Genomic DNA, 26,365 nt, shown 5'->3' with positions numbered 1-26,365 from the left:
GCGTTAATCCCTTGCAAGGTATTGGCGATTATCCGTGTCAACGGGCAATCGAATCTGCTGTCGGCCACGATCAGTCTGCGCCGCTTGCGCCGCGGCGATACCCGCCAACGCGGCGGCCACCGCCAGCATGGCCGGCGTGCGCAGCGGGTAGTCGACGATGGAGTGCGCCAGGATCGCGGCCAGCGCCACCAGGGCGGTCACGCCCAGGCCGCGGTCGTGTGCGGGCAGCCGCCACAGGCCGCGAACGGTGAGCGCGAGCGCCGCCGCGCCTAGCATCATGACGACCAGCCCCGGCACGCCGGCCTCGAGCCACCACTGTGCGTATTCGTTGTGGGCATGGTTGACGTATTCGCCCATCAACAGTTCGCGTGGCGATTCTTGTTCGAACACCGGCACGTAGCTGCCTACGCCCGTGCCAAATGGCGCGAAACGCGCTGCGATCTCTCCAGTGACCGCGCGCAAGGGGGCACGCAATTCGTCGACACTGTCGACCTGCATCCACCGCAGCGCCGCGAGAAGGGCGAATCCCGCGAGCGCCACGCCAGCTGCGAGCATGATGCGGCCGCTTCGGCCACCCCGCCACGACGGCCAATGACCGACTACCACCACGCCGCAGGACAGGATGAAGAGCACGACGCCGGCGCGCGAGCCGGTGAGGGGCAAGGACACGGCGGCGAGCAGCACCACCAACGCGGAAGCCGCGATGACCGCGACACGATGTGGGCGACCTTCTGGCCAACGTCCGATCGCCGTGGCCAGCCACGAACAGGCCAGCGTGGCCGCGACCACCAGCAGCGTCGCCTGGTGATTGGGGTTGGCGAAGAAGCCGTTCATGGCTGGCTGCCACTGCGGGTAGGGGTTGAGCGCGCTTTCCTGCGGCGCACCAAGCTGGGCGATGCCGAGAAGCAGGCTGGCCAGGGCCATCAGTACAACCACCATCGCCAGCCTGCGTTGCGCCTGGGTCGGCAGCGCCAAGGTGAGCACGAATACCGCAAGCGCGGGCAGCAGCGCAAAGCCGGCCTCACGCGTTGCGGCAGGCGCAAGCGACCAGTGCGCGGGGGCATGCACGCCGAAGCCCTGCAGGTCCCGGGACAGTGCATCCCTGCCCTCGCCACCGGCCAGGCTGCCGGGCAGCCACAGCTGCAGCAGCGGTATGGCCACCAGCGCCGCCACGAACAGCAGCCAAGCCCATTGCACGTTGCCGGCGCGATGGGCAACGTCACTTGAACGTTTGGCCAGAAGCAACCAGCTTCCCCAGGCGATCAGCGGCAGCGCAAGCAGGCGCGCCGTGAACACGCCACCGCCCGACTCCTGCGAGCTGCCGCCGGCGACAAGCGACAGCACCAGCAGCGCGGCCACTCCGACCAGAGCCGCTGTGTCACGCCCGCGCGATGCTGCGGTGGCTCCTGCGCCGTCCATGCGTAGTTCGATTCCCCAATAAAAACGGGACGGGGCAAGCCCGTCCCGTCAGATGTCTGCCGGCCCCGTCAGGGGCGCTGGTCAGCGACTGACCGGCGGCGGAGCAACGTACTCGACGTCATCCATGCTGGCGAGGGCGGCCGCGGCCGCCACGGTCACGCCGGTGATGATGGCAGCGCCGCCCACGTCAACGCCGGCCCTGCCGGCGCCGTTGGAGCCACCCGCACCGTTCGCCGCTACGCAGGTGGCGGAGACGCTGTACACGCCCGGATTGTTCAGGGCCTGGGTGCAGCCGTTGGTATAGACCAGCGTGGATCGGCTGCCTTCACCGAGCATGACGCGCGAGCCGCTGGAAAGCTGGGCACCCGACGACGCGGTGGCGAACTCGCCACCCGTGCTGACCATGGCGCTGCCGCTGTCGATGCGGAGCGTGGCACCGGCACCCTGCGCCAGGACCGGCGCGGAGAAAGCGGTGGCGAGTGCGACGGTAAACAGCAGCGTAGTCTTCATGGAGTCCTTCCATTTATCATTCAGGAGAGCGGCTTTGACGCGCCGCAACACAGGTTAGGCGAAACGTACTTGATCCGCAACCGAACAGCGCCGGAATTTCCTTCAAATTCAACCCTCTGGTACAGCAAGGTGACCGCCGTGTGACGTTGCCCAATGGCGATGTTGGCAACTACCGACGAACTTCGTTTGGCCTTGAACGCAAGGAACATGATGCAGGAATCGTGCCAAATGATCCAGCCGATGGCCGCCCTTTGTTGTCAATCACTTTGGGCGGGGCGCCGTATCACTCGATTCGCGCGATAGTGACGTCTGTCACATGCAGCTCGCCCCGTAGCACTTGCGCTACGCCGCGAGGTGCCGGGTTGACCAGCCGAAGCCACTGGCCGTCGCACCCATCGCTGATCGGCACGTCAAATTCGAGTTCGACCGTGCTCCATTGGTGCGCCTCGCGTATCCGCGCGCCTTGTGCGATCCGGGTGCGGCCGTCACCACAGACGAGATTCCATTCCAATCCCTGATCCGATCGCATGCCGCGGGTGCGCGCGCGGAGCGTCAACAGGTGACGCCCAGGGACCAACAGCAGCGGGGCCTCAATGCCGACGGCCGCGACTGGTCGCCCCAGAAAGGCTAAACGCGCGGCATGCCCGCCTCCAGGCAACGTGATGCGGTCGAAGACCACGCCATTCGTACGGCGTACTCGCCAGTCAAAACCACTGGAGGTAGGCATGCGCGCGAAATCACCGTTCCAAGGCACATGTAGCCGCTCGGGCACCGCTTCCAGCCCACTGAACCAGCGTGCGTAGGCACTGCCCCAGCGTCCATCCTTGAGCATGCCATCGATCCATCGTGTCACCTCGTCCCGAGACAATCGGCCCTGCTCGCGCAACGCGCCGTGCAGGTTGTCGGCGGCATCCGGCAGCCCGGAGTTGGCCGCCACGCGCAGGATGGCCGGACGCCAGCGCGGCTGGCGCGCAAGATGCGCGGCCAATGCCCGGGCGAAATCCAGATCATGCGAGAGCTGGACCAGCATCGGGAGCAGGTCGCGATGGCTGCTGCCGGCTAGGCTCAGCATGGCGTCGATGTGATTGATGGCGGTGGTGTAGTCGCCGACCTCCAACGCGCGGGAGGCAAGCCAGCCACGTACGCCAAGGTCTCGTGGCGACCGGCGCGAGGCAGTCTGATAACGCTCGAGGACGTCCACCTCACTCCCCTCAGCCTCCAGCGCCGCGGCAAGTACGCCGAAGGCGCCACCGTGAGCGGGCTCGTGCGCCAGCAAGGCACGTGCGGCGGCCGCGGCGGACCGGCCATCACCCGCACGCAGGTGGGCTTGCGCCACTGCAAACTCCGCGGTGATTGCTGCCGAGTCACCGCGAGTTGCCACCAGGCTGAAGCCGGCGAAGGCGAGCGCCAGGAGCAAGACAAAAAATGACAGCAGGCGAAGGCTGCTCATTCCGCCGGTTCCAAATGCAGCTCCGCAACGCGCCAGGCATCGCCATGGCGGACGAGCTGGAGGCGTAGCAAACCGGTTTCCTGTATCTCGCGCCGTGCCTGGACGCTGTAGCCCGCAAGGAGCGAGGCCCTCTCTTGGCCGAGGGTCCATGCGGGCGACTGGATTACCATGCGCCGACGTTGTCGAGCATTGAGCCTGGCGTGCAGGTTAGTGCGGATGCCGGCCGCTTCCAGTCGGATGGCCGCGTCGAGGAACGCGGGAGAGCGGGCTTCGGCGAGCGTGAGGTAAGTGGTCACAGCACCGAGGCTGGCCTCGGCCTCGCGCATGAGCTGAAGTGGATCGCCAGGCAACGACGGGGCGGATGCGATCGATGACGCAACAGGTGCGGATCTGGTCGCCGGGGTGGCAATGCTGGCGGACGCCGGGGCTGGGGCGGGGGTAGGCACAGGCGCAACAACAGGCAACTGAGATGTCGCGTGCGTGGATCCACGCAATTCAAGCGCCGACGCCACGCCGCGCGAAGGCGTCGTATCCGGGTCCGGGATTGGCAACTCCATCGGTGCGCGCGCCGCGCCGATGGTCGGCGAGTCCCGGACCACCGTCCCCACGCGCGCCGACGAGGATGACGCCTGCTGCGCATGCGTAGATGGCGTCGATAACGCTTCAGCTAGTGGCTGCACGATGACATCCCAGGCTCCAGGCGCCACGAACAGCGCGTCCGGTGGCGGTGCGCTGCTGGCGAGCAGATCGATCTGGGGATCCGGAGATTTGGGTGCCTTTGCAGATACCACGCCTAATTCCGGTTTGCGGTGTCGCGGCGAGGCGCGCCCATCGGCCGCGGAGGGAGATGTGATGCTTGAGTACGCCGCCTCCTCCGCCATGTGGTCCCGCCGCTTATCGAGCTCGCCTTCGCGCTGCACAGCGAGCCAAGCCAACGCGATGCAAGCGAGGCCGAGTCCGGCTACGGCAAATGGCCCCGCGCGGCCCGTCGGCGCATCGCTTGTGGAACGCAGTCCCCACGGGCGCGGGGGCAGCGCCTCTTGCGACGACGGCAGTTGAACCTGTCGGGCGATGACATCCGGCCGGGCGTCGTAGTCGGCTATGGCGTCGCCGCTCCGCAATTGCGTCCATGCGGAGTTGACGCGCGTGGCGAATGCGGACTCCCATTGCGCACCCTCGTTGCGGTCGGGATGCAGCCAACGCAGCAACAGGCGGTGGTGGTCGCGGATGTCGGCGTGATCGGCGCCCCGCTCCACGCCAAGCACGCGGTAGGCGTCGGCGTCCTCGGCCAACAAGATCTGCTGTACGTAGAAGCGTGACGCCTCGAGGAGCTCACCTTGCGCGTGACCGGTGCGGGCGGCTGCGGCACGCGCTCGCTCCGCCGAACCCGAGGCGATAGCCAGCAATTCGGCCATGCCGTTGGGAAGCGGCCGCACGCGCAATGCACCGCGGAGCGCTGGGGCACGCAGCAGCCCGAGCGCCACATCCAGCGCGTCGTCGCTCCCCGTGGTCATCCCCGGCGTCCCGTTACTTGCCGGCGAGCTTCGGCGTGGTGCCGTAGGAGTAATACGAAGCGTAGTCGTAGCCATAGCCGGCGACTTTGGCATCGTAATGCGTGAGCAGGCCACCGATGACACGTGCGCGCGCGGCCGCCAGGCGCTTTATTGCGGCCTGAGCGGTCTTGATTCGCGTCTCGCCGGCCTGCACTACCAGCAACGTTCCTGAAACAACGTTGGCCAGGATGGGCGCATCTGCGATGCCGAGTACGGGCGGGCCGTCGATGATTACCTGGTCGTACGTTTCCGCGGCCACGGTCAGCATGGACAAAAGCCGGCTGCCGGACAGCAGTTCCGCCGGATTGGGCGGCAGGGGACCTGCGAGAATCACCTTCAGGCGCTCGTCGTCGGTGTCCAGCACCACTTCGTGGGCGCTGGCGGCGCCGGCCAGCAGGCTGGACAACCCGGTTTCCGAGCGTACGCCGAGCACCTTGTGCAGTGACGGATTGCGCAGATCAGCCTCGATCAGCAGCACGCGCTTGCCCAGTTGGGCGAAGTTGCGCGCCAAGGTGTGCGCCGTAGTGGACTTGCCCTCCGAAGCACTCGGACTGGTGACAAGCAAGACCTTCGGCACGCCCCGGTCAGTCGAGAACTGCAGCGCTGTGCGCACCGAGCGGTAGGCCTCCGAGAACGCAGATCGCGGGTCAGCGCTGGCCGCTTCCACGCTCTGCTTACGCAAGTGGGGAATGATGCCAAGCATGGCCAAACGCAAGTGCTGTTCGACGTCCTCGGGACTCTTGATGGTGTCATCGAGAAATTCAAGTACAAAAGCAAGAAGGACGCCCAACATCAGGCCCAAGAGCAGGCCGATCGCGAGGTTCAACCCCAGGTTGGGCTTGAAACGCCCCGTGGGCACCACCGCCCGGTCAACGATCGAAATGTTGTTGGCACCCACCCCGGCACCGCCGGCCACGCCGATTTCCTTGTAACGCTGAAGAAGGCCGTCATAGAGCTGGCGGTTGGTGTCCACCTCGCGTCGCAGGATGTTGTAGTCAATCGAGCGGTTGTCGACGTCGAGCGTTTTGGTACGCAGGTTGTTGAGCTGCGACATCAACATGGTTTCACGGCTCTGGGCGGCTTGATACTCGGCCCGGATCGAAGCCCTCACGCCGTCGCGCTCCTGCGCGATCTGCCTGTCGACTTCATCGATCTGGCCCTTGAGGGCCTGCATCGTTGGGTACTCCGGCTTGTAGGTCTTGAGCTGTTGCTGATATTGCGAGTTGAGCGTGGCTCGCTGGTTCTGAAGCGTGTTTAGGATGGAATTCGCAATGGCTGCTGCTGGCAGCGCGCCGCCCCCGCTCACTTGGCCCCACGCCGCTTGAGCTCGAATGCGGTCATCCTGCGCGCCCGCCAGTGCAGCATTGAGCGCGCCAAGGTTCTGGCTTTCCAGCGACTGGCTCCCCTCACCGCTCGCAACGATATTTTCCTTGGTGGCAAACGCGACCAGAGCGCGCTCGGACTCTTCCAGACGGCCCTTGGCAAGTGCGAGCTGTTCTTCAAGATATTTGCTGGCGTACGAGGACGCGTCGAACTTGCGCTCAATCGCAGTCGCGATGAAGCCATCGGCGATTGCATTGACAACGCGTGCCGAGAAGGCGGGAAGCGTCGAATCGTAGTGCACGAGTACCAGCCGCGAGCCTCGCACCGGCTCGACGGTCAAACCGCTGCGGACAATCCCGACAGCTGGGCCAAGATTGGCGAGCGCGTCGGACTGGCCGTCTTCGGCCAACGGCTCAGGAAGCCCCGCGGAGGCAGCCACATCGGCGTTTGAATCCGGACGCAACGCACCGGCGGCCCGCCGCCACCATGTTGTCGAGCCAAGGCGTTGGACCGTGGCGGCATCGATCTGCAATTCGTTCGCGACGCGCTCGGCCAGGCTTCGACTCTGCAGCAGTGCGTACTGAGTCAGCAGGAAATCCGGCCCCCCACCTTCGGCATTGGTGACGCCTTCCACCTGCATGACCTGGACAGTGTCGCGATCGATCTGCAGCGTGGCGGATGCGCGGTATACCGGCGGCATCATCAAGGTGGCGATGAGGGCCAATGCCACGACCACGCCAAGCACGCCAAGCACCAGCCAGCGACGTTTGACCAGGATGCGCCAGTAGGCGAGCAGATCGAGCTCGTCTTCGTCTCCGCGCTTCTCCTCGAACAGGTCGAGCGCAAGCGCTGCTCGGCTGGAAGCTGGCTGGAGATGGGTACCTGGAAGGACGGGCGCGGGGAGTTGTCGGTCGTGGCTGTTGTCACCAGCCGGACTGGCCGGCAGCTGGTCGTCATGCATGCGTGGAGTTGTCCGTAACGTTGATGAGCGCTTAAAGCGCCATGAAGAGTGCGAAAGCGGGAATGCTCTTGAGGAATTCCCGCAGAGCGGACCGGCTTCCAGAGCGCTCGACGACGATCACGTCGTCGCCGTAGATCTGCGGGTCGGGCATTGAGCCGTCCCTGACGGCTTTCATATCAAACGCGGCGGCCATGCGCTCGCCGTTGACATAGCGGAAGACCACGATGCCGCTTGGATCGGCCAGCTCATGAAGACCTTGGGCCATCGCGATCGCCTGCAGCAATGACGTCTTGCCAGTCAATGGAAAGATTCCCGGCTTGTTTATGGCACCCTCCAATGTCACCCTCTGGCTGGTGTATTCGGTGACGAAAATGCTCACCTGCGGGTTCTGCAGGTAGCCCTCCGCATACTTCCGGGCGAGTTCCTTCTCCAACTCGGGGACGGTCTTGCCGCCCGCCATCACGCTGCCCACCAAGGGGACGTTGATAAGGCCGTTGGAGTTGACCCTCGTCTGGTGCTTGAGCTCACTCACGCCGAACACGCTGATCTCCAGCAGGTCCTGCGAGCCCAAACGATAGTCGGTGGCGCCTTCGTACGCGCCGGACGCGGTGGTGGTGTCGGGCGCTGGCAACTCCGCCCCCATCATTGCCCGTTTCGAAGCCCCCGACGCACACGCGGTCATCAGCGTAGTCAGCAGTAGCGCGACGAATAACAACCAGGTTTTCTTCATCACATTGACCTCTTGATCCAGCTGGGGGCGGGACCTTGCTAAAAATCAGGCTGAACGCAGCAGTCTCTGCCAAAAGCGCGGAGGCTTCGGCATGGCAGGTGCGGGAAGGGATGGAAGTGTATCCGCTCTGGCGTTGGCGATCATTGCAGCCGGCCGGGTCACAACCATGTGCCCGGCCTCCTCGGCACCCACCAGGCGCGCCGCGGCCTCGCGGCCCTCGGCCAGCAGCGGCGGGCGGCGCGTGGGGTGGTGGGCGTCGGTGGCGAGGATGTGGCAGTGCCCCTCGCCCACGAACCGCTCGCCCCAGTACTGCGCGCGGCGGCCGAAACGCCCGGTGAGCGCGCCCGACGTGACCTGCATGAACACCCCGCGCCCGGCCAGGCGCACGAAGGTGTCGTAATGCTGCTCCACCCAGGTCAGCCGCTCCGGATGTGTGACCACGGGCACATAACCCGCGGCCATCAACTCGAACATGGTGTCTTCCAGCCGCGGCGGCGCCACGTGGTGCGGCGGCTCGAACAGCAGGTAGCGCGAGCCTGCCAGCGTGGGGATGCGGCCATCGCGGATGCCGGCGGCCAGCCCCTGATCGAGGTGCACGTCGGCGCCTTCCACCAGCTTCAGCGCAATGCCCTCGCGGTCCAGCTCGGCCTGCAGGCTGACGATGGCCGCGCGGATGTCCGGGCCCTTGTTCTCGTACATGCCGGGATAGATGTGCGGGGTGCACGCGGTCACGGTAATGCCATCGGCCACGGCGATGCGCGCCATCTCCAGCGACATGGCAAGGTCAACCGCCCCGTCATCGATCGCGGGGAGCAGGTGGCAATGGAGGTCCAACATGCCGGAGGTCCGTCTGGCAGGGTGCAAACAATGCAGCCGCGCACTTTACCACGCCCAACCTTTACCCCTCCCTCACACTGCCGGGCAGAAGCGCCGAATGCCCCGGATCACGGGGTGTGCCTTTCAACCCCGCGCAGTGCGGCGCAGCGGGTGCCAAGGGCCTTGAGGAGGAAGTCAAGGAGGAGGCGATGGCCAAGGCCATCGCCGGGGGACATGAGTCCTCAAGGCCCTTGGTACCCGCCACCCTCCACGAAGCAACAAAGCAAAAAGGCCAGATCCACCTGCCAACCGGCAAATGCACCTGACCTTTTCTTTTTCTGGAGGCCTCAGTCGGAATCGAACCGGCGTACGCGGATTTGCAGTCCGCTGCATGACCACTCTGCCATGAGGCCCACTTGAAACTGGCGCCAGGCGAATTGCCGGGCCTGACACAACAAGACCCCGTTGCCGGGGTCTTGTCTCAAACCTGGAGCGGGAAACGAGACTCGAACTCGCGACCTCAACCTTGGCAAGGTTGCGCTCTACCAACTGAGCTATTCCCGCGCTGAGCCAGGCATTTTACGGGTCGCGGATACGTTGTCAACAGGTGCGCCCTCACTTGCACGAAGTACCGGCCACGCCGCACGCAGATACTCGAATCCGGACCACAGCGTGAGCAGCGCCGCCACCGCCAGCATCCAGTCGCCGATGTGGAAGATCGGCTCGCCAAGCCATGCCTGCGGCCGCGGCGGATTCTTGTCGGGCGTCACCGCGTACAGCAGCGCGAGCAGCGCCACCATCTGCACCACGGTCTTGATCTTGCCGATGGTGGCGACTTTCACCGTTGCGCTCTGCCCCAGCTCCGCCATCCACTCGCGCAGCGCCGACACCGCGATCTCGCGGCCCACGATCACCGCCGCCCAGAACGCCATCCACGGCGTGGGGTGGCCCTGCACGATCAGGAACAGCGCGGTGGCGACCATCAGCTTGTCGGCCACCGGATCCAGGAACGCCCCGAACGCCGAATACTGGTTGTAGCGGCGCGCGATCCAGCCATCCAGCCAGTCGGTGATGGCGGCGAAGCCGAAGATCGCCGCGGTCAGGAAATTGCTCCACTGCCAGGGCAGGTAGAACATCAGCACCATCACCGGAATGAGGACGATGCGCAGCAGGGTGAGCCAGGTGGGGATGGTGAGCTTCATGGGTCTCGCGTGGCCTTGGCGCCCGACGCGGGGGCGTCCAGGCCGTGCAGTGTGGCGTAAATCCGTTCCGCGAGCGCCTGGTTGACGCCTTCGACGCGTGCGATTTCGGCGACGCCGGCCGCGCGCAGCCCGCCCAGCCCGCCGAAATGCTTGAGCAGGCTGGCGCGCCGGCGCGGGCCGATGCCCGGGATGTCCTCGAGCCGGCTGGTGCTGCGCGCCTTCTGCCGGCGGCCGCGGTGGCCGGTGATGGCGAAACGGTGCGCCTCGTCGCGCACCTGCTGCACCAGCTGCAGGCCGGGCGAGGCCGCGCCGGGCTGCAGCTCGCGGCCCGGCTGTCCATCAACGCCAGGCAGCAGCAGCGTTTCATGCCCGGCCTTGCGCGCTTCGCCCTTGGCCACGCCGACCACGGTGACGCCCGTGATGCCGAGCTCGCCGAGCACCGCGTTGGCCTGCGCCACCTGCCCCGCGCCGCCGTCGATCAGCAGCACGTCGGGCAGCACCGGGCCGTCGCCCTCGCCCGGCGTGCTGTCGGCGGCGCGGCGGAAGCGCCGCGACAGCGCCTGGTGCATGGCCGCGTAGTCGTCGCCGGGCTCGATGCCGGCGATGTTGTAGCGCCGGTACTGGCCGCGCACCGGGCCTTCGGCATCGAACACCACGCACGAGGCCACGGTGGCCTCGCCCATGGTGTGGCTGATGTCGAAGCATTCGATGCGCCTGGCCGGCGCGGCCAGGCCGAGCAGCGCGCGCAGCGATTCCGCGCGCGCGGCCTGCGCCGCCTGGCTGCCGAGCATGGTGGCCAGCTGCTGCACGGCGTTGCGCCGCGCCATGTCGAGATAGCCGGCGCGCTCGCCGCGCACGCTGGGCTTGATGACCACCTTGCGCCCGGCCTGCAGCGAGAACGCCTCCTGCAGCAGGTCGATGTCCTCGATGGCGCGGTCGAGCACGATCTCCTGCGGCGGCACCTGGCCGGTGTAGTACTGCGACACGAACGCCGCCAGCACTTCGGCCGGTTCATCGACGCCGTTGGTCTTGGGGAAGAACGCGCGGGTGCCGAAGTTGCGGCCGTCGCGGAACGCCAGCAGCAGCACGCAGGCGTGCGTGCCTTCCATGGCGATGGCCAGCACGTCGAGATCCGCGGCGCGGCCGTCGACGTACTGCCGCGCCTGCATGCTGCGCAGGCTGGCGAGCGTGTCGCGCAGGCGCGCGGCGCGTTCGAAGGCAAGCGCCTGGCTTGCCGCCTCCATGCCGGCGGCGAGTTCGTCGACCAGCTGGTCGCTGCGGCCTTCGAGGAACAGGCGCACGCGGCGCACGGCATCGTCGTACTCGGCCTGCTCGACGAAGCCGACGCACGGCGCGCTGCAGCGGCCGATCTGGTACTGCAGGCAGGGCCGCGTGCGGTTGCGGTACACGCTGTCCTCGCAGCTGCGCAGCTTGAACAGCTTGTGCAGCAGGTTGAGCGTTTCGCGCACCGCCATCACGCCGGGGTACGGGCCGTAGTAGTTGCCGGGCACCGCCTGCGGGCCCCGGTGCATGGCGATGCGCGGCGCATCCTCGCGGGTGAGCAGGATGTAGGGATAGCTCTTGTCGTCGCGCAGCAGCACGTTGTAGCGCGGCTTGAGGGACTTGATGAGCTGGTTTTCAAGCAGCAGCGCCTCGGCCTCGGTGCGCGTGACCGTGACCTCCATGCGCGCGACCTGCGCCAGCATGGCGGTGGTGCGCGGGCTCTTGGGGCTGGCGCTGAAGTAACTGGCAACGCGCTTCTTCAGCGCGCCGGCCTTGCCGACATACAGCACGCTGTCGTCGGCGGCGTGCATGCGGTACACGCCGGGCGCGGTGCTCAGGCCGCGGACGAAGGCCTTGCCGTCGAACACCACGGCCCCGCCCTGGGGCGGGCCGTCGGGCGGCACGCTGCCGGCCGCGGTCATTCGCCGATGGGGATGTGGCGCAGCGCGCCATCCCGGGTGTCGAGGCGCAGCACGGCGTGCGCGTCGGTGTCGGCGATCCACACCACGCCGTCGGCCACGGCCAGGCCGCAGGGCGCGTGCAGGCGCTGCGGCAGCGGCCAGGTGCTGATCTCGCCACCGCCCAGGCGCAGCGAGCGCAGGCAGTCGTTGCCGCTGTCGGCGATCCACAGCACCGGCGAATTGGGATCGAGCGCGATCGCCTGTGGCTGCTGCAGCGCGGCGTCGGTGCGCACGCCGTCGGCGTTGCCGTGGTTCCAGGGGTCGCGGCCGACAAGCGTCGACACCAGCCCGCTGCGCGCGTTGGCGGAGCGGATCGCCGAACCGGCGGCATCGCACACGTAGACCACCTGCTGCACCGACGCCAGCGCCACCGGCTCGGCGAACGCCGCCGCGCGGCCGACGCCGTCGACCACGTCCAGCAGGCCGGAGCCCGCGAGCAGCGTGATGCCCGGCGTGCCCATGTCGTAGCGCCACAGGCGGTTGTCGCCGGCGGTGGCGATGAACATGGCGCCGGCGGCCAGCGACACCGCGCGCGGCTGGTCCAGCGCCACCGTGCGCGGATCGCCGACCGGGCCTTCGCCGGGGGTGCCCGGGCGGCCGGCACCGAGTACGGTGTCGATGTCGCCCGAGCGCAGCTGGATGCGGCGCACCGCGTGGTTGCCGGTATCGGCGACGTAGAGCATGTCGCGCTCGATGCACATGCCCTGCGGCCTGTTGAGCGCGGACAGCTCCATCGGACCGTCGATGAAGCCCGGGCCGCCGGAGCCGAACTGGCGCAGCACGCGGCCGGAGTGGTCGCACTCCAGCACGCGGTGGTGGCCGCTGTCGGCCACGTACAGGTAGTTGCCGGACAGGGCGATGCCCATCGGGAAGCGCAGTGGCAGCATCGGCTCGCCGACGCGGCGCATCTCGATGGGCTCGACGTTGCGCGAGCGCGGCCTGGCCTCGGCGCCCAGCGCCGCGACCGCCGCGTCCAGCTCGCGCAGCTGGCCGTCACCGGTGAAGCGCTCGCGGATGCGGCCGTCGGCGTCGATCAGCACCACCGTGGGCCAGGCCTCGATGCCGTAGTGCTGCCACAGCGTCCAGTCGGCGTCGTGGGCGACCGGGAATTCGATGGTCTGCCGATTCAGGCGCTTGGCGGCGCGGCGCGGGTCGCGCTCGTGGTCGAAGCGCGGCACGTGCACCGCGACCACGTTGAGGCGCTCGCCATGGCGGCCACGCAGGTGGGCGAGATCGACCATGCGCTGCATGGACCACGCCGAGCCGGCGTTGACGAAGGCCAGCGCGCAGACGCGCCCGCGCAGCTGCGCCATGCGCACCGGCGCGGTGGTGTTGAGCCATTCCAGGCTCGGCGGGAATTCCGGGGCGAGGACTGCATCCATCGCCCGATTATGCCTGCTGCAGTCGGAGCTCGGCGCGCGCCAGGTCTTCGGGGGTGTCCACGCCCGGCGGGAACGGCTCCGGCGACAGCGCCACGGCGATGCGGTGGCCGTGCTCGAGCGCGCGCAGCTGCTCCAGCGACTCGATGCGCTCCAGCGGCGTGGGCGGCAGCGCCGCGAAGCGCCGCAGGAAGCGGGCGCGGTAGCCGTAGATGCCGATGTGGCGCAGCCAGTGGTGGCCTCCGGGCATGTGCTCGCGCCCGTGCGCCGCGGCGAAGGCATCGCGCGGCCACGGCAGCGGCGCGCGGCTGAAGTACAGCGCGTCGCCGTTGGCGGCACGCACCAGCTTGACGGCGTTGGGGTCGAACAGCGTGGCGACGTCCTCCACCGGCGTGGCGAGCGTGGACATCTCCGCGCCGGACGTGACCAGCGCGGTCGCCACCGCGCGGATCCCCGCCGCGGGCGCGAACGGCTCGTCGCCCTGCAGATTGACGACCACCGCGTCGTCGGCCCAGCCGGCGATGTCGGCGCATTCGGCCAGGCGGTCGCTGCCGGAGATGTGGCCGGGCGAGGTCATTGCCACGCGCGCGCCGCTGCCGTCCAGCGCCTGCGCGATGCGCGCGTCGTCGGCCGCCACCCAGACTTCGCGCGCGCCGGCGGCCAGGGCGCGGCGTGCGACGTGCAGCACCAGCGGCTCGCCGCCGAGCAGTTGCAGGGGCTTGCCCGGCAGGCGCGTGGCCGCGAAGCGCGCGGGGATGGCGACGATGAAGTCGAGGTCAGGCATCGGCGCCGCCGGCCTGCGTGCGCGCCGCGGGCAACCTGGCCAGGAACGCGATCCAGAAGGCCTCCGGCAGCTCCGCTCGCACCGGCACCATGTAATGGCGCTCGGTGACGAACGCCGCGCACTTCACCGCGTCCTTGGCGGTCATCAGCACCGGCAGGTCGCTGCCGAAGCGCAGGTCGTCCTCGCTGTAGGCGTGGTGGTCGGCGAAGGCATGCGGCACCACCGCGATGCCCAGGCTGCGCAGCATGGTGAAGAAGCGCTCCGGGTCGCCGATGCCGGCCACGGCATGCACGCGCTGGCCGATGAAGTCCGACAGCTTGCGCGGCCGGCCGCCGGCGAGCGGCATGGCGTCGCCGGGCGCCAGCCACATCGGCCATTCGCCGAAGCCGGCGACGAGGTCCGGATCGCTGCCGACGTTGAGCACGCGGAAATCGCAGCTGGCGGCGCGCGCGGCGGGTTCGCGCATCGGCCCGGCCGGCAGCGGCAGGCCGTTGCCGTGGCGGCGGCGGCCGTCGATGACTTCGATCTCGATGTCGCGCGCCAGTGCGTAGTGCTGCAGGCCGTCGTCGCAGACCACCACGTTGCAGCCGGCGGCGACCAGCGCGCGCGCGGCGGCGGCGCGGTCGGCGTCGACGCGCACGCGCACGCCCGTCAGGCGGGCGATCAGCACCGGTTCGTCGCCGCCGATGGCGGGCGCGGTATCGGCATCCACCCAGGCCGCGGCGCGCGCATCCTTGCGCCCGTAGCCGCGGCTGGCGACGCCCGGGGTGAAGCCCGCGGCCTTCAGGCGCTCGACAATGGCCAGCGTGAGCGGGGTCTTGCCGCTGCCACCGGCGATCAGGTTGCCGACCACGATCACCGGCGCACCGGCGCTCTTCCGGCGCAGCAGGCCCTTGCGGTACAGCGCGACGCGCGCGGCGACGGCCGCGGCGTAGAGCTTCGACAGCACGCGCGCGGGCAGCGGCGGCGTGCTGCCGTCGAACCACCAGCGAGGCGCCTGGCGCACGCGGTTCACGCCGGCCCGCCTTCGCGGAACTGCATGCCGTGCAGGTGCGCGTACAGCCCGCCCTGCGCCAGCAGCTCGGTGTGCGTGCCCTGCTCCAGCAGCCGGCCCTGGTCGAACACCAGCACCTGGTCGGCGTGTTCGATGGTCGACAGGCGGTGCGCGACGACCAGCGTGGTGCGGTCGGGCATCAGCCGCTGCAGCGCGTCCTGCACCAGGCGTTCGGATTCGGTGTCGAGCGCGGCGGTGGCTTCGTCGAGGATCAGGATCGGCGCGTCGCGCAGGATGGCGCGCGCGATGGCCAGGCGCTGGCGCTGGCCGCCGGACAGCAGTGCGCCGTTCTCGCCGATCGGCGTGTCCAGCCCCTGCGGCAGGCGCTCGATGAACTCCCAGGCGTTGGCGGCCTCGGCGGCCGCGCGGATCGACTCGCGCGGCGCCTCGATGCCATAGGCGATGTTGGCGGCCACGGTGTCGTCGAACAGCGCCACGCGCTGGCCCACCAGCGCCACCTGGCGGCGCAGGTCGGCGAGCGCGTAATCGGCCAGCGGCGTGCCGTCGAGGGTGATGCGGCCGGAATCGGGCTCGTAGAAGCGCGGCACCAGGCGGATCAGGCTGGTCTTGCCGCTGCCGGACCGGCCGACGATCGCGGTGACCGTGCCCGGCCGCGCGGTGAAGCTGACATGGTCCAGCGCCACCCTGCCCTCGCCGCGCGCGTAGCTCAGGCTGACGTCGTCGAAGACCAGCTCGCCGCGGGCGCGATCGACCGGCGTGCGGCCGCGGTCGTCCTCCTCGACGTCGTCGAGGATCGAGAACAGCCGCTCGGCCGCGGCCACGCCGCGCCCGATCACGCTCTGCACGTTGGTGATGCGCCTGAGCGACGGGATGATGCCCATCATCGCGGTCATCAGCTGCATGAACTCGCCCGGATCCAGGCGCTTGGCGAGCGCCTCGCCGATCGCCACCCACACGATCGCCGCCAGCGCCAGCGCGGCGAGGATCTGCACCATGCCGGACGACAGCGCGCGGGTGGTCTCCACCTTCATGTTGAGCCGCAGCACGCGGTTGGCGAGCGACGAATAGCGCGCCTGCTCGAACGCCTGCGCGCCGTGCACCTTGACGTCCTGCTGCGCGGCCAGCGACTGCTCGGCGCTGTGCGCCAGGTCGCCCATGCTGCTCTGGATGCCGCGGCTGATGCGTCGGTAGCGGCCACCCACGTACCAGACCAGCACCCCGATCAGTGGCGCGATCAGGATCATCGCCATGGTCACCTTGACGCTGGTGTAGAGCATCAACGCGAACAGGAACAGGATGGTCAGGCCGTCGGCGACGATGATCTTCAGCGCGTCGGCGCTGGCCTGGGTGACCTGCTCGGTGTCGAAGTTGAGCCGGCTGACCATGTTGGGCACGGCCTCGGTATCGAAGCGGCTGCTCGGCAGGCGCAGGTACTTGCCCAGCACCAGCTCGCGCAGGTCGCGCACCACGCTGCGCCCGGAGCGCGCCATGCCGTAGTCGGTGCAGAAGGTCGCCACGCCGCGCAGCAGGAACAGGAAGATGATCGCCAGCGGCAGGATCAGCGCCATCTCGGGCTTCGGATCCACGAAGCCGTCGTTGGTCAGCGGCTTCATCAGCCACACGAAGGCCGCGCCCGCGCCGGCCTCGATCACCATGCCGATGGTGGCCACGGTGAGCAGCGGCCAGTAACGCGCGGCGAAGCCGAGCAGGCGGCGGTAGGTGACCCAGGCGCTGGGCGTGGAAGCTTCGGCCGCGGCTGCAGCAGCCGCGACGGCGGACCCCGACGCGCCGGCCGCGGGCTTGCCGGCAGCGGTGCTGTTGCGGGTGCTTCCGCTCATTGCGTGGGCGGCGCCGTGCGCGCGCCGGACGCGGGCGCGGTGGCGATGGCCACGCGCTTGAAGCCGAGCTGGCCGAGCGCGTCCATCGCGGTCACCACCGCCTGGTGCTGCGTGCGCGCGTCGGCGCGCAGCAGCACGGCGCGTTCGCGGTCGTCGCCGGCGACTTCGAGGATGGTCGCCTTGAGCGAATCCACGTCGGTGCGCAGCGCCTCGCGGTCGTCGATGAAGTAGCGGCCGTCGGCGTTGACCAGCACGCTCAGCGCCTGCGGGTCGTTGTCGGCCGGGCGCGCATCGGCGCTGGGCAGTTCGAGCTTCAGCACCGAGCGGGTATCGAAGGTGGTGGTGACCACGAAGAAGATGATCAGCACCAGGATCACGTCGATCAGCGGCACGAGGTTGATCTCGGGCACGTCCTCGGCGCGGCGGTCACGGATGCGCATGCGGCGCTCAGGCCCGCGCCGGATCGATGGCGTAGCCGGCGTCGTGGCCCGCATGGCCGGCGTGGCCGTCCGCGGTCGGTGCGACGCGCCTGGCACGGTAGTCGATGGCGTCCATCAGCTGGATCGCCTCGTGTTCCATGTCGATGATGTAGCCGTCGATGCGCGCGCGGAAGTAGCGGTGGAACATCAGCGCCGGCACCGCGACGATCATGCCGGCCGCCGCGCACACCAGCGCCTTGCCGATGCCGCCGGCGAGCTCGTTCATCTCGCCCACGCCGACATCCATGATGCCGAGGAACATCTGGATCATGCCGACCACGGTGCCGAACAGGCCCAGCAGCGGGCCGGCGGCGGCGATGGTGCCGAGCGCGTTGAGGTAGCGCTCCATGCGGTGCACCAGGTGGCGGCCGACATCCTCGACGCGCTCGCGCATTTCCTCGCGCGGGCGGTTGCGCATGTCCAGCACCGACGCCAGCAGCGCGCCCAGCGGCGAGTTGCCGCGCAGCGACTCGATGTGCGCGGGGTCGAGATGGCCGCCGCGGCCGGCCCAGTCGCGCACTTCGCGGCCGAGGCCCGCGGGCACCACCACGCTGCGGCGCAGCGTCCAGTAGCGTTCGACGATGATTGCCAGCGCCACCGCCGACAGCAGCAGCAGCGGCAGCATCGGCCATCCGCCTGCCTTGACCAGTTCCAGCACGCCTTGCTCCCCGGGCCGGGGGGCCCGCCGTTCAATCCGGCGGATAGGATACCGCGACCCTCTTCCCCCGCTTGCGCCCGGAATCCCACAACCGCGGCCGCCGCGCCCGTTCGGTGCCGGCCTCCAGGCCGTCCGCGCCAAGGCGGATGCGCAAGGCTCCGCCCACGGCGGTCTCCAGCACGCGGGCGCCCGCGTCCTCCCAGCGCGCCACGACACCGGCATCCGGGTGCCCGAAGCGGTTGCCGTGGCCGGCCGACACCAGCGCCAGGTGCGCGCCGATGGCGGAGACGAAGCCCGGCGTGGACGAGTGCCGCGAGCCGTGATGCCCGACCACCACCACCTCGGCCGGAAGGTCCTCCGGCACGCGGCCGACCAGGCGCTCCTCCACCGGCGCGCCGATGTCGCCGACCAGCAGCATGGCGCCATGCACGCTCTCGATGCGCAGCACGCAGCTAGCCTCGTTGCGCAGGTAGGGGAAATGCGGCGGCGGATGCAGGATGCGGAAGGCCACGCCATCGTGCTGCCACCGGGCGCCCGCCAGGCACGGCGACGCCTCGTCGATGCCGGCGCCTTCCGGCGCGAGCAGGCGCGGCGCGGGGAAACGCCGGCGCACCGCGGCCAGCCCGCCGGCATGGTCGGCATCGGCATGGCTCACCACCATGGCATCCAGCCGGCGCACGCCGAGTGCGTGCAGCGCCGGCACCACGGTGCGCTCGCCGGCGTCGTAGCCCTCGGGGATCGCCGGGCCCATGTCGTACAGCAGCGCATGGCGCGCGGTGCGCACCAGCAGCGCCAGGCCCTGGCCGACATCGACCACCACCAGCTCCACTTCGCCATGGCGCGGCAGCTGGCGATCGGGCCACAGCAGTGGCAACCACAGCAGCGCGGCCAGCGGCTTGCCGGGAATGCCGCGCGGCAGCAGCAGCCAGAACGCCGCGGCCAGCGCCATCGGCAGGGCAAACCAGCGCGGCTCGGGCAGCCACCACAGCGCCAGCGGGCTGGCGCCAAGCCGCGCGAATGCCGGCCACGACAGGTCGAACGCCCACGCGGCCAGCCGCCACGCGCCCTCGCCCCAGCCGGCGTGCAGGCCGTCCAGCGCGGTGCCGAGCAGCGACAGCGGCACCACCACCAGGCTCCACCACGGAATCGCCACCAGGTTGGCGAACGGCCCGGCCAGCGAGGCCTGCCCGAACAGGATCACCGTGAGCGGCAGCAGGCCGAGCGTGGCCACCCACTGCGCCGACAGGAACTCGCGCGCGAGGTTGCCGCCGCGCGCCTGCGGCAGGCACCACACCAGCCAGGCCACGCCGGCGAAGCTGAGCCAGAAGCCCGCCGACAGCAGCGCCAGCGGATCGACCAGCAGCACCGCGATCGCCGCCAGCGCCAGCGCATCGGCGATGCGCAGCGGCCGACGCCACAGCCGCGCCGCCACCACCACGGCGATCATGAGCACCGTGCGCACCGTAGGCAGCGCGAAGCCGGCGACCGCGGCATAGCCCACCGCGCCGCACAGCGCCACCGCCGCCGACGCCTGCGGCCGCGGCAGCACGCGCCCGAGGCCGGGCAGCAGCCGCCACAGCCCCGAGCCGAGCAGCGCGAAAAAGCCCGCGACCATGCCGACGTGGAAGCCCGAGATCGCGATCAGGTGGGTGAGCCCGGTGGCACGCAGGATTTCCCAGTCGCGGTCGTCGAGCGCGCGGGTGTCGCCGAGCGCCAGCGCGCGCACGTAGCGCGACGAGCTGCTGGTGACCGCCGCATCGATGCGCGCGGCCATGCGGTCGCGCCAGGCGTCGATGCCGCGCGGCCGGCCACGCTGCACGGCGTCGGCCGGTTCGCGCACGTAACCGGTGGCGACCACGCGCTGCGCCATGGCGTGCTTCTCGCTGTCGAAGCTGCCCGGGTTGCGCAGCCCGCGCGGCGCGCGCAGGCGCACGTGCAGGTTCCAGTCGCCACCGGCGACGATCTCGCCGCGGCGCGAGGGTGCATCGGACCATTCGTTGCCGTACCAGGACAGGCGCAGCCGCGCGCCGCGCAGGAACGCAGGCAGCGCGGGGTCGTCATCGACGCGCAGGTCGAAGCGCGTGCGCCGCGCCTCGTGCACCGGCAGGCCGATGACGCGCCCGCCGAGCTGGAAGTCATCGCGCTCGTGCGCGGGCGGCAGTTGCGCGCCCAGCGATGCCGCCGCGTGCAGGCCGCAGAGGCCGAGGCCGAACAGCGCGGCGGCGGCCCATCGCCAGCGATCGCGGCGCCGCCACCAGGCGACGAGACCGGTGAGGAGCAGGGCCGCGAGCAAAGCGACCGGGGGCAGCGCGGGGAGCAGCAGGCAGGTCAGGGCGCCGGCGACCAGGGCTGCTGCGGCGCCCACGCCGAGCGGGGGGGCCGCGATGATTCCGCTCATGCCGACTGCCCGGATGCAAGGAAAGCCAGCGTGGCTGCGTCAGGACGGAGTGGCGATCGCCTTCGTCCCTGTTGCGGGGTCAGGGATAGGGGCTTTTTTCTCGCGAAGGCGCGAAGGCGCGAAGAGGGGCGGTTGTTGGTTGGGTCAGGCGGTGGCGGGGGGGATTTCGCGCAGTTTGCCTTCGTGGAGTTCGAGGACGCGGTCGAGGCGGCGGGCCAGGCTGCGGTCGTGGGTGACCAGCACCAGTGCGGTGCGTTCGGCGCGGTTGAGGTCGAGCATCAGTTCGAAGACGGTGGCGGCGGTCCTGTCGTCGAGGTTGCCGGTGGGTTCGTCGCCGAGCACGCAGGCGGGGCTGTTGACGAGCGCCCGGGCCACGGCGGCGCGCTGGCGTTCGCCGCCGGAGAGTTCGCCCGGCTTGTGCTCGAGGCGATGGCCGAGGCCGACCGACTCCAGCAGCGCGCGTGCGCGCGCCGCCGACTCCGGAACCGCCGCGCCGGACAGCATCACCGGCAGCATCACGTTCTCGAGCGCGGTGAACTCGGGCAGCAGGTGGTGGAACTGGTAGACGAAGCCGAGCGCGCGGTTGCGCAGCCGGCCACGCTCGGCGTCGGGCAGCGAGCCCATCGCCTGGCCGCAGACGAACACCTCGCCCGCCGTGGGCGTGTCCAGCCCGCCGAGCAGGTGCAGCAGCGTGCTCTTGCCGGCGCCGGACGCGCCGAGGATGGCGACCGTCTCGCCGGCATCCACGCGCAGCTCCAGGCCGTCGAACACCGGCGTGCGCAGCTTGCCTTCGGCGTAGGTCTTGCCCAGGCGTTCGGCGCGCAGCACTTCGCCCTGGTGGCCGTTGCCGTGGTTGATGCGCGATGCGCGTGTCTCCTCACTCATAGCGCAGCGCCTCCGCCGGGGCCGTGCGCGCCGCGCGCCAGGCGGGATAGATGGTGGCCACGAACGCCATCGCCAGCGCCACCGCGGCGATCCAGGCGATGTCGTTGGCCGACAGCTCGGTCGGCAGGCCCGTGATGTAGTAGACGTCGGCCGGCATCAGCACCACGCCGAACAGGCCTTCGATGGCGCGCAGGATGTGTTCGAGGTTGAGGGTCAGCACGATGCCGCCCACCACGCCCAGCACCGTGCCGATCACGCCGATCAGCGTGCCCTGCACCATGAACACCTGCATCACCCCGCGCGGGGTGAGCCCGAGCGTGCGCAGGATGGCGATGTCGGCCTGCTTGTCGGTCACCAGCATCACCTGCGACGACACCAGGTTGAACGCGCCCATGGCGATGATCAGCGACAGCAGGATCGCCATCATGGTCTTCTCGAGCTTGAGCGCGCGGAACATGTTGGCGTTCTCGCTGGTCCAGTCGCTGACGCGGTACGGGCCGTCGAGCGCCAGCGCCAGGTCGCGGGCGATGTCGAACGCGAGGTCCATGTCGTGCATCTGCAGGCGCACGCCGGTGACGGCGTCGCCCATGCGCAGCAGGCGCTGCGCGTCCTCGAGGTTGACGATGGCCAGGCCCTTGTCGAACTCCTGGTAGCCGGCCTCGAAGATGCCGCTGACCGTGAAGCGCTTGAGCTGCGGCACCGCGCCCATGGGCGAGGCCTGGTAGTCGGTGGTGGCGATCACGCTGTCGCCGACGCGCACGCCCAGCCACGCGGCGAGTTCGCGCCCGAGCACGATGTTGTAGCTGCGCGGAGCCAGCGTATCGAGGCTGCCCTCGACCATGCGTTCGCCGAGCACCGACACCTGGGCTTCATCACCCGGGACGATGCCGCGCAGCATGGCCGGCTGGCGGCGCTGGCCGGACAGCAGGGCCTCGGTGGAGATGTAGGGCGCGGAGCCGGCGATGCGCGGGTCACGCTTGGCGGCGGCCACCGCATCGCGCCAGTTCTCCATGCGCGCGCCGTCGGCGGACACCGTGGCGTGCTGGGTCATTTCCAGCATGCGGTCGCGGATCTCGCGCTGGAAACCGCTCATCACCGCGAGCGTGGTGATCAGCGCGGTGACGCCCACGGCGATGCCGAGGATGGAGGCCAGGGAAATGAAGGAGATGAAGGCGTTGCGGCGTTTGGCGCGCAGGTAGCGCAGGCCGATGGCCACGGGGATGGGCTTGAACATCGGGTCTCGCGCGGGCTCGAAGGCCGCTATGGTGCCATTTGTGGCGTGGCGCGGGCGGGAATCAGGTTGTCGGCGGCCAGCCGCAGTTCACGGCGGCGCGCCGGCGGCAGGGTATCGGGCCACCAGCTGCGGTAGCGGCTGTGCCCGCCGGCATCGCGCCAGGACAGCACCGCCAGGGGTCCGCGCCATTGCAGCCGTGGCTGCGCCACCGCCACGCCGTCGACCAGCACGCGCCGCCTGGCATCGATGGCGACCACGCCCGGGGCCGCGCGTGCATGGCGACGCGCCGCGGCCAGCCCGCATGCCAGCACCACCGGAACCAGCAGCCACGCCAGGGGCCGCGGCAGGCCGCTCGCCGGGAACGCGCACGCGGCCAGCGCGGTGAGCAGGATCAGCGCGGCCAGCAGCCAGCGCGAGGGGCGCCACTCAATGCGGCAGGTCGGCGATGCGCCGGACCAGTGCGGCGAGTTCGGGGTCATCGGGCTGGGCGTGGCCAAGGAACCATTTCCACAGCCTATCGTCCTCGCTGTCGAGCAGGCGCAGGAAAACCGCGCGCTCGTCGGCCGGGGATTGCCGCCATTCGCGCTCCAGCCAGCGTTCGAGCAGGCGGTCGAGCTCGCGCATGCCGCGGCGGCACTTCCAGCGCAGGCGCCGGAACTCGGTGTCGTCATCCAGGATGCTGTCGTCCAGCGTGCTCATGCCGCCAGCAGGCACCAGGCCAGGCGGATCCAGAACAGCAGCAGCAGCGCGCTGCCGGCGAGGAACGCCTTGAAGCGGTGCATGACCTTGTTGTAGCCGCAGTGGATCACGGCGTGCACCACGCGCAGCGCCACGAACAGCCAGGCCAGCACCAGCAGGCCGACGTCGTGCACGCCAAGCGCCAGCGCGACGGCGACGCCGAAATAGAACAGCACCGGCAGCTCGAACAGGTTGCGGTAGTGGTCGGCCGCGCCGCTGTCGGTGAGCAGCTGCGCGGACTGTGCGGAGGTGGCCACCGCCTGCGGGTGGATGCGCTCGCGCTTCATCTGCGCCACGCGCTGTCGGTACATGCGCACCATGACCACGAAGGTCAGCGCCACCAGCACCAGCGCGGGCAACAGGATCGGATGGGTCGCCAGCATGGATTTCGTTCCCCCGAAACGAACGCGCCGGCGGGTGCCGGCGCGGGTTGGATCAGACCTGGCGTGCCAGCATCAGCTGCTTGATCTCGCCGATCGCCTTGGCGGGATTGAGTCCCTTCGGGCAGGTGCGCGTGCAGTTCATGATGGTGTGGCAGCGGTAGAGCTTGAACGGGTCCTCGAGGTCGTCGAGGCGCGCGCCGGTGTCCTCGTCGCGCGAGTCGACGATCCAGCGGTAGGCCTGCAGCAGGATTGCCGGGCCCAGGTAGCGGTCGCCGTTCCACCAGTAGCTCGGGCAGGCGGTGCTGCAGCAGGCGCACAGGATGCACTCGTACAGGCCGTCGAGCTTCGCGCGGTCTTCCTTGCTCTGCAGGCGCTCGCGGTCCGGCGGCGGCAGGCTCTGGGTGCGGATCCACGGCTGGATGGACGCGTACTGCGCGTAGAAGTGCGTCATGTCGGGGATCAGGTCCTTGACCACCTCCATGTGCGGCAGCGGGTAGATCGGCACTTCGCCCTTGCCCTTGCCGCAGTCCGCGATGGCCTTGGTGCAGGCCAGCGTGTTGGTGCCGTCGATGTTCATCGCGCACGAGCCGCAGATGCCCTCGCGGCACGAACGGCGGAACGTCAGCGTGGGGTCGATCTCGTTCTTGATCTTGATCAGCGCGTCGAGAACCATCGGCCCGCACTTGTCGAGGTCGACCTCGTAGGTGTCGGTGCGCGGGTTTTCGCTGTCGTCCGGGCTCCAGCGGTAGACCTTGAATTCGCGAACGCGCGAGGCCCCGGCGGGCGCCGCGAAGCGCTTGCCCTTGTGGATCGTCGAGTTCCTGGGGAGTGAGAATTCAGCCATCTGCCTTGATCCTAGTAGACGCGCGCGACGGGCGGCACGACTTCGACTTCGTCGTCGAGGGTGTACATGTGCACCGGGCGGTAGTCGATGCGGGTGTTGCCGGCATCATCCACCCAGGTCAGCGAGTGCTTCTGCCACTCGGCGTCGTTGCGGTCCGGGAAGTCCTCGCGGGCATGCGCGCCGCGCGATTCCTTGCGGTTCTCCGCGGCCACGATGGTCGCCAGCGACTGGCCCAGCAGGTTCTGCAGCTCGAAGGTCTCGATCAGGTCCGAGTTCCACACCAGCGAACGGTCGCTGACGCGGACATCGGCGAACGAATCGTTGATCTCGCGGATCCTGGTGACACCCTCGGCCAGCGTCTCGCCGGTGCGGAACACCGCGGCATCCGCCTGCATGGTGCGCTGCATGCGGTCGCGGATCACCGCCGTGGGCGTGTCGCCCTTGGCATGGCGCAGCTTGTCGAGGTTCGCCAGCGAACGGTCGCAGGCGTCCGGCGCCAGCGACTTGTGCGGCCCGCCCGGGCGGATGGTCTCGGCGCAGCGGTTGGCGACCGCGCGGCCGAACACCACCAGGTCCAGCAGCGAGTTGGAGCCGAGGCGGTTGGCGCCGTGCACCGAGACGCAGGCGGCCTCGCCGATGGCGTACAGCCCGGGGACGATCGCGTCGGGGTTGCCGTCCTTCAGCTGCACCACTTCGCCGTGGTAGTTGGTCGGCACGCCGCCCATGTTGTAGTGCACGGTGGGGATGACCGGGATCGGCTGCTTCTCGACGTCGACGCCGGCGAAGATCCGCGCGCTCTCGGCGATGCCGGGGAGCTTTTCGTGGATGTCGGCCGGATCGAGATGGGTCAGGTCGAGGTGGATGTGGTCCTTGTGCTCGCCCACGCCGCGGCCTTCGCGGATCTCGATGGTCATCGAGCGGCTCACCACGTCGCGGGACGCGAGGTCCTTGGCGTTGGGCGCATAGCGCTCCATGAAGCGCTCGCCGTTGGAGTTGCGCAGGATGCCGCCCTCGCCGCGCACGCCCTCGGTGATCAGGCAGCCGGCGCCGTAGATGCCGGTGGGATGGAACTGCACGAACTCCATGTCCTGCAGGCCCAGCCCGGCGCGCAGCGCCATGCCGCCGCCGTCGCCGGTGCAGGTGTGCGCGGACGTGGCGGAGAAGTACGCGCGGCCGTAGCCGCCGGTGGCCAGCACCGTGCCCTGGGCGCGGAACAGGTGCAGCGTGCCTTCGGCCATGTCGATGGCGAGCACGCCGCGGCAGGCGCCGTCGGCGTCCATGATGAGATCGAGCGCGAAGTACTCGACGAAAAACTCGGCCTGGTGCGCCAGCGACTGCTGGTACAGCGTGTGCAGGATCGCGTGGCCGGTGCGGTCGGCGGCGGCGCAGGTGCGCTGCGCGGTGCCCTTGCCGTAGTGCGTGGTCATGCCACCGAAGGGGCGCTGGTAGATCTTGCCCTCCTCGGTGCGCGAGAACGGCACGCCCTGGTGCTCGAGCTCGATGATCGCCGGGATCGCCTCGCGGCACATGTACTGGATGGCGTCCTGGTCGCCCAGCCAGTCGGAACCCTTGATGGTGTCGTAGAAGTGGAAGCGCCAGTCGTCCTCGCCCATGTTGCCGAGCGCGGCGGAAATGCCGCCCTGCGCGGCCACGGTGTGCGAACGGGTCGGGAACACCTTGGTGATGCAGGCGGTCTTCAGGCCCTTGTGGGCCAGGCCGAAGGTGGCGCGCAGGCCGGCACCGCCGGCCCCCACCACGATCATGTCGTACTTGTGTTCGGTGATCTTGTAGGCGTTGGTCAT

General features: G+C 69.5%; 22 protein-coding genes, 2 tRNA genes and 1 pseudogene. All 25 read right to left on the bottom strand.

Annotation, left to right across the window (positions count from 1 at the left end; translation table 11 throughout):
* Nucleotides 1-3 precede the first annotated feature (3 nt).
* Nucleotides 4-1,359, bottom strand: coding sequence for an O-antigen ligase family protein (locus IDM46_RS05485; RefSeq protein ID WP_185115046.1), 1,356 nt, complete (start codon nucleotides 1,357-1,359; stop codon nucleotides 4-6).
* A gap of 141 nt (nucleotides 1,360-1,500) precedes the next feature.
* Nucleotides 1,501-1,929: a hypothetical protein gene (locus IDM46_RS05480; RefSeq protein ID WP_185115045.1), complete on the bottom strand. Its 429-nt coding sequence runs from the start codon at nucleotides 1,927-1,929 to the stop codon at nucleotides 1,501-1,503.
* A gap of 283 nt (nucleotides 1,930-2,212) precedes the next feature.
* Nucleotides 2,213-3,379 (bottom strand): BTAD domain-containing putative transcriptional regulator, encoded by a 1,167-nt coding sequence (locus IDM46_RS05475; RefSeq protein ID WP_185115044.1) that lies wholly within the window; start codon nucleotides 3,377-3,379, stop codon nucleotides 2,213-2,215.
* Nucleotides 3,376-4,893: a DnaJ domain-containing protein gene (locus tag IDM46_RS05470; RefSeq protein ID WP_185115043.1), complete on the bottom strand. Its 1,518-nt coding sequence runs from the start codon at nucleotides 4,891-4,893 to the stop codon at nucleotides 3,376-3,378. Before IDM46_RS05470 ends, IDM46_RS05475 begins: the two co-directional genes overlap by 4 nt.
* A gap of 13 nt (nucleotides 4,894-4,906) precedes the next feature.
* Nucleotides 4,907-7,216 (bottom strand): polysaccharide biosynthesis tyrosine autokinase, encoded by a 2,310-nt coding sequence (locus IDM46_RS05465; RefSeq protein WP_185115042.1) that lies wholly within the window; start codon nucleotides 7,214-7,216, stop codon nucleotides 4,907-4,909.
* A gap of 31 nt (nucleotides 7,217-7,247) precedes the next feature.
* Nucleotides 7,248-7,946: a polysaccharide biosynthesis/export family protein gene (locus IDM46_RS05460; RefSeq protein WP_185115041.1), complete on the bottom strand. Its 699-nt coding sequence runs from the start codon at nucleotides 7,944-7,946 to the stop codon at nucleotides 7,248-7,250.
* 45 nt (nucleotides 7,947-7,991) lie between these two features.
* Nucleotides 7,992-8,783 (bottom strand): CpsB/CapC family capsule biosynthesis tyrosine phosphatase, encoded by a 792-nt coding sequence (locus IDM46_RS05455; protein WP_185115040.1) that lies wholly within the window; start codon nucleotides 8,781-8,783, stop codon nucleotides 7,992-7,994.
* A gap of 318 nt (nucleotides 8,784-9,101) precedes the next feature.
* Nucleotides 9,102-9,175 (bottom strand) — tRNA-Cys (locus IDM46_RS05450).
* Between the two features lie 75 nt (nucleotides 9,176-9,250).
* Nucleotides 9,251-9,326: transfer RNA gene (locus tag IDM46_RS05445), tRNA-Gly, on the bottom strand.
* Nucleotides 9,317-9,964, bottom strand: coding sequence for a CDP-diacylglycerol--glycerol-3-phosphate 3-phosphatidyltransferase (gene pgsA / locus IDM46_RS05440; protein ID WP_182821710.1), 648 nt, complete (start codon nucleotides 9,962-9,964; stop codon nucleotides 9,317-9,319). Before pgsA ends, IDM46_RS05445 begins: the two co-directional genes overlap by 10 nt.
* A complete protein-coding gene (gene uvrC / locus IDM46_RS05435) occupies nucleotides 9,961-11,889 on the bottom strand; it encodes an excinuclease ABC subunit UvrC (RefSeq protein WP_185115039.1) in 1,929 nt (642 codons plus the stop codon). Before uvrC ends, pgsA begins: the two co-directional genes overlap by 4 nt.
* Nucleotides 11,886-13,310, bottom strand: coding sequence for a thioredoxin-like domain-containing protein (locus IDM46_RS05430; protein WP_185115038.1), 1,425 nt, complete (start codon nucleotides 13,308-13,310; stop codon nucleotides 11,886-11,888). Before IDM46_RS05430 ends, uvrC begins: the two co-directional genes overlap by 4 nt.
* 7 nt (nucleotides 13,311-13,317) lie before the next feature.
* Nucleotides 13,318-14,091, bottom strand: a complete 774-nt coding sequence (kdsB, locus tag IDM46_RS05425; RefSeq protein ID WP_185115037.1) for a 3-deoxy-manno-octulosonate cytidylyltransferase — start codon at nucleotides 14,089-14,091, stop codon at nucleotides 13,318-13,320.
* A complete protein-coding gene (gene lpxK / locus IDM46_RS05420; protein WP_185115036.1) occupies nucleotides 14,084-15,106 on the bottom strand; it encodes a tetraacyldisaccharide 4'-kinase in 1,023 nt (340 codons plus the stop codon). The genes kdsB and lpxK overlap by 8 nt, the downstream gene beginning before the upstream one ends.
* Nucleotides 15,103-16,944, bottom strand: a complete 1,842-nt coding sequence (gene msbA, locus IDM46_RS05415) for a lipid A export permease/ATP-binding protein MsbA (protein ID WP_185115035.1) — start codon at nucleotides 16,942-16,944, stop codon at nucleotides 15,103-15,105. Before msbA ends, lpxK begins: the two co-directional genes overlap by 4 nt.
* Nucleotides 16,941-17,384 carry a biopolymer transporter ExbD gene (locus IDM46_RS05410; RefSeq protein ID WP_185115034.1) on the bottom strand — a complete coding sequence of 148 codons (444 nt, stop codon included), beginning with the start codon at nucleotides 17,382-17,384 and terminating at the stop codon, nucleotides 16,941-16,943. Before IDM46_RS05410 ends, msbA begins: the two co-directional genes overlap by 4 nt.
* Before the next feature lie 7 nt (nucleotides 17,385-17,391).
* The gene (locus IDM46_RS05405; protein ID WP_185115033.1) at nucleotides 17,392-18,081 is read right to left on the bottom strand and encodes a MotA/TolQ/ExbB proton channel family protein; all 690 of its coding nucleotides are present in this window, start codon (nucleotides 18,079-18,081) and stop codon (nucleotides 17,392-17,394) included.
* A pseudogene (locus IDM46_RS05400) lies at nucleotides 18,029-20,479 on the bottom strand (DNA internalization-related competence protein ComEC/Rec2); the annotation flags it as partial. The pseudogene IDM46_RS05400 and the gene IDM46_RS05405, both read right to left, overlap by 53 nt.
* A gap of 144 nt (nucleotides 20,480-20,623) precedes the next feature.
* Nucleotides 20,624-21,364 carry a lipoprotein-releasing ABC transporter ATP-binding protein LolD gene (gene lolD, locus IDM46_RS05395; RefSeq protein ID WP_185115031.1) on the bottom strand — a complete coding sequence of 247 codons (741 nt, stop codon included), beginning with the start codon at nucleotides 21,362-21,364 and terminating at the stop codon, nucleotides 20,624-20,626.
* Nucleotides 21,357-22,598, bottom strand: coding sequence for a lipoprotein-releasing ABC transporter permease subunit (locus IDM46_RS05390; protein WP_182821730.1), 1,242 nt, complete (start codon nucleotides 22,596-22,598; stop codon nucleotides 21,357-21,359). Before IDM46_RS05390 ends, lolD begins: the two co-directional genes overlap by 8 nt.
* 26 nt (nucleotides 22,599-22,624) lie before the next feature.
* Nucleotides 22,625-23,095 (bottom strand): hypothetical protein, encoded by a 471-nt coding sequence (locus IDM46_RS05385; RefSeq protein ID WP_223878035.1) that lies wholly within the window; start codon nucleotides 23,093-23,095, stop codon nucleotides 22,625-22,627.
* Nucleotides 23,025-23,273, bottom strand: coding sequence for a succinate dehydrogenase assembly factor 2 (locus IDM46_RS05380; RefSeq protein WP_182823745.1), 249 nt, complete (start codon nucleotides 23,271-23,273; stop codon nucleotides 23,025-23,027). Before IDM46_RS05380 ends, IDM46_RS05385 begins: the two co-directional genes overlap by 71 nt.
* A gap of 20 nt (nucleotides 23,274-23,293) precedes the next feature.
* A complete protein-coding gene (locus tag IDM46_RS05375) occupies nucleotides 23,294-23,719 on the bottom strand; it encodes an MAPEG family protein (protein WP_182821732.1) in 426 nt (141 codons plus the stop codon).
* Between the two features lie 52 nt (nucleotides 23,720-23,771).
* Nucleotides 23,772-24,563: a succinate dehydrogenase iron-sulfur subunit gene (locus IDM46_RS05370; protein WP_185115030.1), complete on the bottom strand. Its 792-nt coding sequence runs from the start codon at nucleotides 24,561-24,563 to the stop codon at nucleotides 23,772-23,774.
* An 11-nt stretch (nucleotides 24,564-24,574) separates the two neighbouring features.
* Nucleotides 24,575-26,365 carry a succinate dehydrogenase flavoprotein subunit gene (gene sdhA, locus IDM46_RS05365; RefSeq protein WP_182821736.1) on the bottom strand — a complete coding sequence of 597 codons (1,791 nt, stop codon included), beginning with the start codon at nucleotides 26,363-26,365 and terminating at the stop codon, nucleotides 24,575-24,577.

It is taken from the genome of Luteimonas sp. MC1825, assembly GCF_014764385.1.
In the GTDB taxonomy this organism is placed as follows: domain Bacteria; phylum Pseudomonadota; class Gammaproteobacteria; order Xanthomonadales; family Xanthomonadaceae; genus Luteimonas.
This window is presented reverse-complemented; position numbering and strand designations above follow the sequence as displayed.

Excerpts from the sequence above, each read along its gene's own strand:
- IDM46_RS05480 (WP_185115045.1), bottom strand. The coding sequence starts at position 1,929 with ATGAAGACTACGCTGCTGTTTACCGTCGCACTCGCCACCGCTTTCTCC.
- IDM46_RS05475 (WP_185115044.1), bottom strand. The coding sequence starts at position 3,379 with ATGAGCAGCCTTCGCCTGCTGTCATTTTTTGTCTTGCTCCTGGCGCTC.
- IDM46_RS05470 (WP_185115043.1), bottom strand. The coding sequence starts at position 4,893 with ATGACCACGGGGAGCGACGACGCGCTGGATGTGGCGCTCGGGCTGCTG.
- IDM46_RS05465 (WP_185115042.1), bottom strand. The coding sequence starts at position 7,216 with ATGCATGACGACCAGCTGCCGGCCAGTCCGGCTGGTGACAACAGCCAC.
- IDM46_RS05460 (WP_185115041.1), bottom strand. The coding sequence starts at position 7,946 with ATGAAGAAAACCTGGTTGTTATTCGTCGCGCTACTGCTGACTACGCTG.
- IDM46_RS05455 (WP_185115040.1), bottom strand. The coding sequence starts at position 8,783 with ATGTTGGACCTCCATTGCCACCTGCTCCCCGCGATCGATGACGGGGCG.
- pgsA (WP_182821710.1), bottom strand. The coding sequence starts at position 9,964 with ATGAAGCTCACCATCCCCACCTGGCTCACCCTGCTGCGCATCGTCCTC.
- uvrC (WP_185115039.1), bottom strand. The coding sequence starts at position 11,889 with ATGACCGCGGCCGGCAGCGTGCCGCCCGACGGCCCGCCCCAGGGCGGG.
- IDM46_RS05430 (WP_185115038.1), bottom strand. The coding sequence starts at position 13,310 with ATGGATGCAGTCCTCGCCCCGGAATTCCCGCCGAGCCTGGAATGGCTC.
- kdsB (WP_185115037.1), bottom strand. The coding sequence starts at position 14,091 with ATGCCTGACCTCGACTTCATCGTCGCCATCCCCGCGCGCTTCGCGGCC.
- msbA (WP_185115035.1), bottom strand. The coding sequence starts at position 16,944 with ATGAGCGGAAGCACCCGCAACAGCACCGCTGCCGGCAAGCCCGCGGCC.
- IDM46_RS05410 (WP_185115034.1), bottom strand. The coding sequence starts at position 17,384 with ATGCGCATCCGTGACCGCCGCGCCGAGGACGTGCCCGAGATCAACCTC.
- lolD (WP_185115031.1), bottom strand. The coding sequence starts at position 21,364 with ATGAGTGAGGAGACACGCGCATCGCGCATCAACCACGGCAACGGCCAC.
- IDM46_RS05390 (WP_182821730.1), bottom strand. The coding sequence starts at position 22,598 with ATGTTCAAGCCCATCCCCGTGGCCATCGGCCTGCGCTACCTGCGCGCC.
- IDM46_RS05375 (WP_182821732.1), bottom strand. The coding sequence starts at position 23,719 with ATGCTGGCGACCCATCCGATCCTGTTGCCCGCGCTGGTGCTGGTGGCG.
- IDM46_RS05370 (WP_185115030.1), bottom strand. The coding sequence starts at position 24,563 with ATGGCTGAATTCTCACTCCCCAGGAACTCGACGATCCACAAGGGCAAG.
- sdhA (WP_182821736.1), bottom strand. The coding sequence starts at position 26,365 with ATGACCAACGCCTACAAGATCACCGAACACAAGTACGACATGATCGTG.